The 12,199-nt window shown below is 43.8% G+C and carries 6 protein-coding genes; 3 read left to right on the forward strand and 3 right to left on the reverse strand.

Going from position 1 to position 12,199, the window contains the following annotated elements; genetic code table 11:
• Nucleotides 1-270: 270 nt before the first annotated feature.
• Complete coding sequence (locus BCU12_RS01595; RefSeq protein ID WP_102402650.1) at nt 271-1,740, reverse strand: glutamate synthase subunit beta; 1,470 nt, start codon at nt 1,738-1,740, stop codon at nt 271-273.
• Entirely contained in the window at nt 1,740-6,287 is a 4,548-nt protein-coding gene (gene gltB / locus BCU12_RS01600; protein WP_102402651.1) for a glutamate synthase large subunit, read from the reverse strand. Before gltB ends, BCU12_RS01595 begins: the two co-directional genes overlap by 1 nt.
• Before the next feature lie 551 nt (nt 6,288-6,838).
• Here gltB and BCU12_RS01605 point away from each other — a divergent pair.
• The 3 genes from BCU12_RS01605 (at nt 6,839) to BCU12_RS01615 (ending at nt 10,845) form a co-directional block, all read left to right on the forward strand.
• On the forward strand, nt 6,839-7,777 hold the full coding sequence (locus BCU12_RS01605) for a TIGR01212 family radical SAM protein (RefSeq protein ID WP_102402652.1): 939 nt from the start codon (nt 6,839-6,841) through the stop codon (nt 7,775-7,777).
• 268 nt (nt 7,778-8,045) lie between these two features.
• Nucleotides 8,046-10,385: an aerobic respiration two-component sensor histidine kinase ArcB gene (gene arcB / locus BCU12_RS01610; RefSeq protein WP_102402653.1), complete on the forward strand. Its 2,340-nt coding sequence runs from the start codon at nt 8,046-8,048 to the stop codon at nt 10,383-10,385.
• Nucleotides 10,386-10,389: 4 nt separating this feature from the next.
• Nucleotides 10,390-10,845 (forward strand): hypothetical protein, encoded by a 456-nt coding sequence (locus BCU12_RS01615; RefSeq protein ID WP_102402654.1) that lies wholly within the window; start codon nt 10,390-10,392, stop codon nt 10,843-10,845.
• A gap of 119 nt (nt 10,846-10,964) precedes the next feature.
• On the opposite strand, the gene arcA is transcribed toward BCU12_RS01615, so the two are convergent.
• Complete coding sequence (gene arcA, locus BCU12_RS01620) at nt 10,965-11,681, reverse strand: two-component system response regulator ArcA (protein ID WP_102402655.1); 717 nt, start codon at nt 11,679-11,681, stop codon at nt 10,965-10,967.
• Between the last annotated feature and the right edge of the window lie 518 nt (nt 11,682-12,199).

The following is a 12,199-nucleotide window of genomic DNA, read 5'->3' on the forward strand; positions in this document are numbered from 1 at the left end:
TATGCGATTTATTACCTTTTGCTTTTAACAATTATCATTAATCTCAGTATCAATGAGTTCACAAAGTATAGGTTATTATGAAAAAGGTCAAGTTCTTGGATATAAATCAGGTAGCATTGCGATTTACCACGTAAAGCTCTGTAATTATTCTGATTTATCATAGGGATAAAGATTTGGTGTTTACAATGTATTAACAACTGAATAGCAAATAATAGGGAATAAAAAAGCCAGCAATGAATGCTGGCTTTATGTATTAAGGGGTATAGCTAATTAGTTTGAAAGCATCAACGAATCGGCTTTTGCCTCTAAGTTTGAGTTACCAATTAGGTACTTATCAATTGCAACCGCACATTCGCGGCCTTCATTGATACAACGAACAACCAGAGATTGACCTGTACGCATATCACCAGCAGCGAAAACGCCTTTCTGGTTAGTAGCGAAACCTTCAGATGCAACGTTACCGCGCTCATCAAGTTTGATATCAAGTTGCGCAAGTACACCTGTTGGCTCTGGGTGTAAGAAGCCCATTGCAAGGAACGCCATATCACATGGAATCACACGCTCAGTGTTTGCGACTTCTTCAAAGCCAGGTCGTTCACCTGGTTTCGCGTCTTGCCATACGATATCAGCAATGCGCAGACCCGTTACTTCGCCTTTATCATTACCGATAAATTCTTTGGTCAGGATGTTCCAGTGACGTTCACAGCCTTCTTCATGAGAAGTGGTCGTTTTCATGATCATTGGGAACTGAGGCCAAGGCATATTGGCAGGGCGTTTCTCTGGTGGGATCGGCATGATCTCAACCTGAGTAATACTTGCTGCTTTATGACGGTTTGACGTTCCCACACAGTCAGAGCCTGTATCACCACCACCGATAACCACAACGTGCTTATCTTTAGCGTGAATCTCTTCTGTTTTAAGATCTAAGTCGTTTGCTCGGCGGTTGTTTTGACCCAGGAATTCCATAGCAAAATGAACGCCTTTGAACTCGCGACCAGGGATTGGCAAGTCACGAGGAACAGTAGAGCCACCCGTTAGAAGCACCACATCGAATTCTTGTCGAAGTTGCTGAGCATTCACATCAACACCAATGTGCTGATTGACTTTAAACTCAACGCCAGCATCAGCCATCATGTTGATCTTACGATCAATAACGTCCATACCGAGTTTGAAGTCTGGAATACCGAAACGCAGTAGACCACCGACTTTTTCATCACGCTCAAAGACAGTCACAGAGTGACCTGCACTGTTCAATTGCTCAGCGGCTGCTAAACCAGCGGGTCCAGAGCCGATTATCGCAATCGTTTTACCTGTGCGAGATCGTGGTGTTTTCGGTTTTGCGTACCCTTCACGGTACGCAGTTTCTACAATCGTTTTCTCGATGTTACAGATAGTGATTGGATCTTGGTTGATACCCAGAACACATGCGCTTTCACAAGGAGCAGGGCAGACGCGACCCGTAAACTCTGGGAAGTTATTTGTTGAGCTTAGAATGTTCCAAGCTTCTTCCCAGCTATCACGGTACACGGCATCGTTAAATTCAGGAATGATGTTACCAATCGGACAACCGTTGTGGCAGAAAGGTACGCCACAATCCATGCAACGAGAGGCCTGAGTACCGATCTTTTCACCAAATTCTTCGTTCAGTACGAACTCTTTGTTGTCTTCGATACGAACAGATGGATCAAGCTTCTTTGGAAGCTCACGACCATGTTCTAAAAATCCAGTAGGCTTACCCATTATACTGCCTCCACTTCTTCCGTTTGTGCCTGTTGTGCTTCAGCTTTACGCTTTTGAAGTACCGCTTTGTAATCACGTGGCATAACTTTCACTAGTGACTGAATGCTTACTTCAAAGTTTTCTAGGAAAGACTTCGCAACTTCACTTCCTGTGAATTCAACATGCTTAGTTAGCATTTCTTTTAGCAGAGCTTTGTCTTCTGCTTCGATTGGATCTAGGTCTACCAGTTCAGCATTAAGCTTGGTTTCGAAATCACCCGCTTTATCCCAAACGTAGGCCATACCGCCACTCATACCGGCTGCAAAGTTGCGACCTGTTGAGCCAAGGATAACGGCAACACCGCCAGTCATGTATTCACAACCGTGGTCACCCACACCTTCGACAACGACTTTCGCACCTGAGTTACGAACACAGAAACGTTCGCCAGCCATACCGCGGATGTAAGATTCACCTGAAGTTGCACCGTAGAAACATACGTTACCAACAACGATGTTTTCTTCAGCGACGATAGAAGATTTCGCATCTGGATAAAGCACCAAAGTACCGCCAGATAAACCTTTACCCCAGTAATCGTTCGCGTCACCTTCCACTTCGAATTTCACGCCTTTCGCAAGGAATGCACCGAACGACTGACCCGCACTACCGTAGAACTTAACGTTCATTGGCTTAGGAAGACCCTTGTCTTTGTAGACTTTAGATATCTCGTTAGACAGCATGGTACCGGCAGAGCGATCTGTGTTGATGATAGGGAATTCAGCGTTAACGGCTTCTCCCTTCTCAAGCGCTGGAATTGCCGCTTGAATCAACTTGCGGTCTAGAACGTCTTCTAGGTTGTGGTTTTGCTGTGTTTGGTTATACACGCCATCTTCTTCGCGCGCAGGTTCAATGTGTAGAACAGGCGTTAGATCGAGGTTTTTGTATTTCCAGTGGCCGATGTCTTCACGAACTTTTAATTTCTGAGATTGACCAACCATTTCTTGAATCGTGCGATAGCCAAGTTCAGCCATCACTTCACGTAGACCTTCAGCCATGTATTGGAAGAAAGTCACTACGTCTTCTACGCGGCCGTCGAAACGCTCGCGCAGTGTTTTGTTTTGTGTTGCGATACCAACAGGGCAGGTGTTTTTATGACACTTACGCATCATGATACAGCCTTCAACAACAAGAGCCGCGGTTGCTACGCCCCATTCTTCAGCACCTAGTAGTGTTGCAACGGCAAGGTCACGAGGTGTTTTCATCTGACCATCAGACTGAACAACGATACGGTTACGTAGGCCGTTTTTCAGCAGTGTTTGGTGAGTCTCAGCTAGACCTAATTCCCAAGGTAAACCCGTGTGACGGATAGATGACATTGGAGATGCGCCTGTACCGCCATCAAAACCAGCGATAAGAACGACGTCTGCTTTGGCTTTTGCTACGCCTGATGCAATCGTACCAACGCCCGCTTCCGATACTAGCTTCACGTTTACACGGCCAGCACGGTTCGCGTTTTTCAAATCGTAGATCAGCTGAGCCAAATCTTCGATTGAGTAGATATCGTGGTGTGGCGGTGGTGAAATTAGACCTACGCCAGGAGTTGAGTGACGAGTTGCACCGATCCAGTCATCGACTTTATCGCCAGGTAGTTGACCACCTTCACCCGGTTTCGCCCCTTGCGCCATCTTGATCTGAAGTTCATCAGCATTAGATAGGTAGTAAGACGTCACACCAAAGCGACCAGAAGCCACCTGTTTGATTGCTGAGCGTTCCCAATCGCCATTCTCTTTGCGCTCGAAACGAACTGGGTCTTCACCACCTTCGCCTGAGTTAGATTTCGCGCCGATACGGTTCATTGCAACAGCAAGTGTTGAGTGCGCCTCGTGTGAAATAGAGCCAAAGCTCATCGCACCTGTTGCAAAACGAGTCAGGATGTTTTCAATTGGCTCCACTTCCTCTAGAGGAATTGAGCCAGCAGGGTTCTTGATGAATGCCAGTTGGCTACGCAGTGTTGCTGCATTGTCACCTTGGTCATCAACCGCTTTCGCATACTTTTTGAATTGAGCGTAATCTTTATTACGCGTTGATTCTTGAAGCAGAGAAATCGTTTCTGGGTTAAATAGGTGTTTTTCACCACGTTGTTTCCACTGGTAAACACCACCCACATCGAGAACCTGTACAGGGATTTCACGAGTCGGGTAACCAACACGGTGACGAACCAATACTTCTTTTGCGATGTCATCAATCGTCAAACCTTGGATACGAGAAACTGTACCCGTGAAGTATTTTTCAACTACAGATTTACTGATACCCAGTGCTTCGAAAATTTGAGCACCGTGGTAAGACTGAAGCGTAGAAATACCCATCTTAGAGAAAATCTTAAGAAGGCCGCCGTTAACACCTTTACGGTAGTTATCAAACAGTTCTTCTGGCGATAGGCTAGGGTCTAGCTTCTTAGTGCGCTGAAGGTCAATGATTGTTTCAGTGACTAGGTATGGGTTGACTGCGTTTGCACCGTAACCAACCAGAGTTGCAAAGTGATGCGTTTCACGTGCGTCACCTGTTTCTACCACAATGTCACACTTCGCACGCAAACCTTTACGGATTAGGTGGTGGTGAACGGCGCCAACTGCCAACATTGCTGGAATAGCAGCGTGGTTAGAGTTTACAGCGCGGTCAGTGAGAAGAATGATTGAGTAACCATCGATTACTGCATCTTCTGCGTACTGACAAACACGTTTAAGTGCTCGTTCCAGTTTGCCTTCTTCTTCACTTGCACGGAATACGATGTCTAGCGTCTTAGCTTGTAAGTGCTCGTTATCGATAGCGCGAAGCTTTTCAAGTTCAGCGTTTGAAAGTACTGGTGATTCCAATTCTACTTTTTGACAGTGTTCTGGTGTTTCAGCAAGTAAGTTCTGATCTTTACCTAGGTAAGTGTTCAGAGACATAACCATGCGCTCACGAATCGGGTCGATAGGCGGGTTAGTGACTTGAGCAAATAACTGTTTGAAGTAGTTAGATAGATGTTGTGACTGATGCGATAAAATCGCTAGTGGCCAATCCGCACCCATTGCAGAAAGAGGCTCGTAGCCCGTTTTCGCAAGAGGAACAATGATTTCATTGACCTCTTCAGAACTCACACCAAATGCTTGCTGGTGGTGCATTAGTCGCTCTGGAGACGGTTGGCTGTGTGCGTTATCTGCTTCAGGCAACTCTTTTAGGCTTAGTAGGTTGTCTTTAACCCACTGCTCGTATGGTTGACCGTTGGCGATGCCGTCTTTCACTTCTTCATCAGAAATGATGCGACCTTGTTCTAGATCGGCTACGAAAATACGACCTGGCTGTAGACGACCGCGGAACTCAACGTTTTCAGGGGCGATTTCAACAACACCAGATTCAGAAGCCATGACTAGGAAGTCATCTTTCGTCACTGTGTAGCGAGAAGGGCGCAGACCGTTACGGTCAAGCGTTGCACCTACTTGAACACCATCGGTGAAACAGACAGAAGCTGGGCCATCCCATGGTTCCATGACGTTAGCGTGATACTGGTAGAACGCGCGACGAGTTGGATCCATGTTTTTGTTTTCTTGCCATGCTTCAGGGATCATCATCATTAATGCGTGTGGCAGGCTGCGACCAGATAGAACTAGGAGCTCTAGTGCCATATCGAAGTTTGATGAATCCGAGCTGCCTTCCTGACAAATAGGAAGAAGCATGTCGATTTCTGCTTGAGTGAAGAGATCAGATTCAATGATCGCTTCACGCGCTTTCATCCAGTTCAAGTTACCACGAACCGTGTTAATTTCGCCGTTATGAGCGATGTAACGGAATGGTTGAGCCAGACGCCAGCGAGGGAATGTATTGGTGGAGAAACGAGAGTGAACAAGCGCGAGTGCCGTCACCATCGTTGGATTCTGTAAGTCTAAGAAGTATTGAGGCACTTGCTCAGTGGTCAATTGACCTTTATAGACAAGAGTCTTGTAAGACATCGAGTTGATATAGAAGTCGTCACCAATGTTAGACACGCTTTCAAGACAAACGCGAACGGTATAGTTACGAAGTACGTAAAGCTTACGCTCAAGCTCTTCTGGAGTAATACCTGGGCCACCAGAGATGAAAACGTGCTCGAATTGAGGTTCTGTGCTTAGAGGGTCAGCACCGATCATAGAGTTATCGGTTGGTAACTCGCGATAGCCCAGTACTTCAAGTTCTAGACGTTGAGCATTGCGTTCAAGAATGTCGCGACATTGCGCTCGTTTATGTTCGTCTTTAGGGAAAAGTACGACACCTACGCCATATTTCTCGAAAGATGGCAGTTTAATACCTAACTTCACCGATTCTTCGAGTAAAAATTCATGGGGTTTTTGTAGCAAGATACCCGCACCATCACCTGAACAAGGATCGCAACCTTGTCCGCCACGGTGTTCCATGCGAGCAAGCATATCGAGTGCTTGAGTGACTACATCATGAGATTTACGGTTTTTTAGGTGAGCAACAAAACCGATACCACACGCATCGTGCTCCAATTCAGGAGTATACATGCCCTGTGCATTCTGCTCTCTATCTACCATAGATACATCCTTCCAGTTTAATATAGACGCAACATGCCTAAGTCCAACTTAGTGTTGAGTCTGGTCCTTTATTTTTATGAATCTGAACCAATCAGTGGTGACTGGCTGAGTCCTTTCCGTCTCTCGTCGAAATATATGGCGAGAAAAACAATCCTTAGTGATATCCAGTTGTTTAAAATCACTATCCAGTGATTTATATAGGTGGGAGGTTGGATTCACCGATTAATCCGCAACTGATCTTGTAATAAAGATCACAATCCATGCGGTATTGTGTAAGTATCCTACAATTTAGTCGATGCTCATTGCAATGAAAACTCACTCTTGTAGACCATTTTTTTAGTTAAAAAATGCATATTATAGTTAACATTTATGCAACAGGAGGGGTTTTTATCAATATTTCTGCATGTTTATTGATTTTTGATAGTTATTCGAGATGGAAGGGTAATTATTATGCGTGACTTTCTCTTGCAAGGATGTAATTAATTTTCAGTAATCGAATTGATAATAGTTTCGATTACTAGCAGTTTAGCAATCAAAGATATGGTCAGTATATGCAGTTACATGAGTTGGTGAACACCATTGGTCAGGATTTACAGCGTCGTTATGGTGAAAAGGTTCATAAGCTGACACTGCACGGTGGATTTAGCTGTCCTAACCGAGATGGGACGATTGGACGGGGTGGGTGCACATTCTGCAATGTTGCGTCATTTGCTGATGAACAAACGCAGGTTCAGAGTATCGTTGAACAATTGACTGACCGAGCGGGTGAAATTAAACGAGCTAAAAAATACCTTGCATACTTTCAGGCTTATACCAATACCTACGCTGAAGTTCAGGTACTTAGGAACATGTATGAGGAAGCTTTAAAGGCTGCAGACATGGTTGGGCTGTGTGTTGGTACTCGTCCTGATTGTGTTCCTGATGCAGTGCTTGATCTGCTTTCCGAATATGTTGAAAAGGGCTATGAAATCTGGCTAGAACTTGGTCTGCAAACGGCAAACAATCAAACCTTAAAACGCATTAATCGCGGTCATGACTTTGAATGCTACGCGGAGATAACCAAACGAGCCCGATCTTTAGGCATTAAAGTGTGCACCCATTTAATTGTGGGTCTTCCAAAAGAATCAAAAGAAGACAACTTTGAAACGTTAGATAAAGTACTGCAAGTGGGTACTGATGGTATCAAGCTGCATGGTTTGCATATTGTTGAAGGCAGCACCATGGCTAAGGCATGGCGGGCGGGAAAACTGAAAGCGCCTGAATTAGAAGAATATGTCTCAATCGCGAGCCAGATGATTCGCATGACGCCTCCTGATATTGTGTATCACCGCGTTTCATCGGCGGCGCGTCGCCCAACTTTACTTGATCCACTTTGGTGTGAGAACCGTTGGTTAGCGATGACTGAAATTGGCCGTGCGCTCAATGTTCAGGGCGCTCAAGGCTCTTTGTTAGATCAGCCATTCATTTACTCAAAACCTGAATTGACCTAAGCGCATAACCCTAAAGGCGGAGCCGTCCACTTTTGCTTCGTCTTTATAGGAGTACTGACTGCATGGCACTGCTAAGACTGTCCCCTTTTCTACATACCTACTTTTCTGCAATACCAAAGAGTGTTGAAACATGTAAGAGCGCTTAATAAAGCACCATAAATAGGTGGCCGTTAAACCTAGCTATAAAGGTATTGCTGTGATGCAGTTAGCTTACCTAATCTGTTCAAACAGAGTAAACTGAAAGGCTCACTTACGCAGGAAGCCTTTAATGAAACCAATCAAAAATCTTGCCCAGTATTATGTCGACCTATTAGTTAAACTTGGCATCCTACGCTTCTCAATTTTACTTGCACTCGCCTTAGTTGCCTTAGCCGTGGTTGTTCAAGTCGGTATCACGCTTGGATTAAGTGGGCATGTTGATGATATTGATATTGTGCGCTCGGTTTTCTTTGGTTTAATCATCACGCCTTGGGCTGTATATTTTCTTTCTGTTGTTGTGGACCAACTTGAAGAGTCACGACAACGTTTATCAAAGCTTGTTTCTAAACTGAAAGACATGCGTTCTCGCGATCAAGAGCTTAATCTTCGGCTTCAGCAGAATATTTCTAAACTCAATCTCCAAATAGAAGAGCGGATAAAAGCAGAAGAGGCGAGAAAAGAAGCAATAAACGATCTGGAGAATGAAGTCTATCAGCGCGAACGTACGCAAGTCGAACTCGCAGAACGGACGGCCTTGCTTCGATCGTTTATTGATGCCTCCCCTGATCTTATCTATTACCGAAATGCAGATGGCATTTTTTCAGGTTGTAACCGAGCTATGGAAGAGCTAACTGGTCGAAGAGAGCATGAACTTGTTGGTTTAACCCCTAGAGATGTGTACAGCGAAGAAGTGGCTGAACAGATCATTGATACCGACCAAAAAGTATTTCTAGATAATCAAGCGATCACGTATGAACAGTGGTTGGAGTACCCGGATGGCAGAAAAAACTACTTTGAATTACGCAAGGTTCCGTTTTACAGCAATGAAGGCGCTCATTTAGGCTTGGTTGGTTTTGGTCGTGATATTACCGAGCGTAAGCAGCATGAAGAGTCATTGGAAAAAGCGAGCCGGGATAAAACGACGTTCATTTCAACAATCAGCCATGAGTTGCGTACACCACTGAACGGCATTGTTGGTTTGAGTCGAATGCTGTTGGATAGCCAGCTTAACCAAGAGCAGCGCAAATACATGCAAACGATCAATGTGAGTGCGATTACACTTGGGAATATCTTCAGCGACATTATCGATATGGATAAGTTTGATCGCCGGAAGTTAGAGCTATTACCAACAACACTGCATTTTGAAGAATTCATTGCGGAGATTGAAAGTATTTCTGCGCTAATGGCAGAGCAAAAAGGCTTGCGATTTGATTTGGAGCGATTGAGCAATTTACCGACTGCGATCGAGATAGATGCGACTCGCTTGCGACAAGTATTGTGGAACTTAATCAGCAATGCCATGAAGTTTACTAAAGAAGGTGGTGTTGTAATGACCGTCAGTGCCGACCTCATTGAGGACAGCGCTGAGATTGTCATTGAAATTGAAGATACTGGAATTGGTATTGCCGAGAGCGAATTGGACAAGATCTTCGCGATGTATTACCAAGTGAAATCCGGCAAAGATAATCTCCATGCTGTAGGTACAGGCATTGGTCTTGCTGTTTCAAAGCAACTTATCAATATGATGAATGGTGATATTTCAGTCTCAAGTGAAGACGGATTTGGTACGACCTTCACCGTTAATCTGACCGTTCCTCTGGCAGATACCTCTTTGGTTGAACACGTAGAGACGCTTGAACAGCCTGGTTTAAGAATCTTTATGGTTGAGGATATCGAGCTTAACGTCACGGTAGCGAAATCACTGCTTGAAAGCTTAGGGCATCAGGTCACCGTTGCAATGACTGGGCAAGAAGCTATTGACCAATTTAAGGTTGATGAGTTTGATTTAGTGCTGCTTGATATTCAGTTACCAGATATGACTGGATTTGACGTCGCCCAATCATTCAAACAAACCTACACAGATTTACCGCCTCTGGTGGCGCTTACAGCTAATGTTTTGAAAAATAAGAATGAATATATAGAAAAAGGGATGGACGAGGCATTAAGTAAGCCTCTTTCCGTGATTGCAATCCAAGAGGTCATTGCTCGCTTGTGTGAAAGGGATACAGTATCATCAGTTCAATCCCCTGAGGTAGAACAAGTCGATACGTCTGAAGATTCCTATTCGACGTTATTGGATTTACCTATGTTAGAGTCTTATGTCGGCATTGTGGGTGTGAAGCCTGTTCTTGATAGTATTGAGATGTTTGAAAGTATGATGCCGGATTACCTTGAGATATTAGACTCAAACATGATCGCTAAAGATCAAGACCGAATAGTCTCTGAAGCGCATAAAATTAAAGGGGCTGCTGGATCGATAGGATTGAAGCGTATTCAAAAAATAGCACAAAAAGCACAATCACCTGAAAGGGTAACCTGGTGGGAAAACATCTCGGACTGGGTTGAAGAAATTAACAACGAGTACCAGCACGATATTCAAATACTAAAAGAGTGGCTAGCTAAGAGGTAACACTATGATTAAAAATATTGCATTAGCTTCATTATCATTGGCACTTCTCGGCGGGTGTCAAAGTACCAATGTGGATTGGCAGCAAAAGAATGCGGTGGTCATTGAACAAACAACGATTGAGTTAAAAAGCTCTCTCTGGGTAGATAAAATGCCTAAGATAGGTGAGCCTTCTACTCAGGAAGAAAGCATACATGCTGCTTTGTCGCTAGAGTCTGAAGATGTGTTACCGGCTCAACTGGAAGTTGTTAGTGTCGCGATTAAGCAGGGCAGTGACACTTGGGTGGTTAACAGTGAAGACGTCGATATTCGCACACATAGTGAAAATCAATGGGAGATAGCATTCGAGTGGCAAGTCCCAGTTGCTACGGATTTACCGGTTGATATCGCTATTTTAATGACTAACCAAGGACATGAAACTTGGATTGTTGAACGCAATGTGACTATTGATACCGTTTACTAATAACTCAGTTCGAGTAGAGTGACGAAAAACAAAAAGGCTTGCTGGTGATAGCAAGCCTTTTTCAATATCATCTTGATTTCACTTAGAAACCACTATGTAGAAACATTATTTAGAAGCGATTACTCTTCTAAATCACCACAGAAACGGTAACCTTCGCCGTGGATTGTCGCAATGATTTCAGGTGTCCCTGAAACAGACTCAAAATGCTTACGAATACGACGGATAGTCACATCAACAGTACGATCGTGAGGCTTTAATTCTCGTCCAGTCATTTTCTTCAGTAGATCAGCACGAGTTTGAATCTTGCCTGGATTTTCACAGAAATGAAGCAATGCACGGAACTCTGAGCGCGGAAGCTTGTAGCCTTCGCCTGCAGGGCTAACTAAAGAACGACTGTTGATGTCTAGAATCCAACCATTGAACTCATACTTTTCAACACTGCGCTTCTCTTCTAATGCAGCGCTTGCATTCATTGAGCGGCTCAGAAGATTACGAGCACGAATAGTCAGCTCTCTTGGGTTAAATGGTTTGGTAATGTAATCATCAGCACCAATTTCTAAACCCAATATCTTATCAACTTCGTTGTCACGACCTGTTAAGAACATTAGCGCAACATTTGCTTGCTCGCGTAATTCTCTTGCTAGTAGAAGGCCATTTTTACCTGGAAGGTTGATATCCATAATAACCAGATTTACTTGGTTATCAGTCAAGACTTGGTGCATCTCTTCACCGTCACTTGCTTCAAAAACAGCGTATCCCTCTGCTTCAAAAATACTTTTTAGAGTGTTACGAGTTACTTGCTCATCTTCAACGATAAGGATCTGCGGGGTTTGCATTGGCGGTACCTAAACTTGTGATAAAATTGTGCTAATAGATTAAATACTAGGCAGAAAATAACATATAGTTAATTATTTTTTAATAATAAACCAAAGTTGTTAGAAATAACACTACAGTTGCCTACTATCCTTAGTGCCACAATTTGTTGTGGTAGCTTCCCTATCCTTGTTCGTTTTTCTACTAGTCTATGACGTGGATTTTATAATCTTAACAGCCTGCTAACAATGCCAGAATGTTAATTCCTTTCACTTTGTTGATTTACATCAATAGTTCAACTGTAACAAATATTAATAGTATAGTGGCAATGTTATTGGGTTGTTTGTGTGTAAACGTGCATATGCCGAGTAGTTCTATCCATACGGTTTAATCATCGATCGTTTTGTATTACTTGCTATCGTCAAATAGAGTACACACACAGTGCTCTCATCGATTAGACAGCAGCTTATTGCTTTACTAGAGATTTGTAATCGCAACTCGAATGTAGGAATCTGAAACTCGAATGTAGGAATCTGAAACT

It is taken from the genome of Vibrio sp. 10N.261.55.A7 (assembly GCF_002877365.1).
In the GTDB taxonomy this organism is placed as follows: Bacteria; Pseudomonadota; Gammaproteobacteria; order Enterobacterales; family Vibrionaceae; genus Vibrio.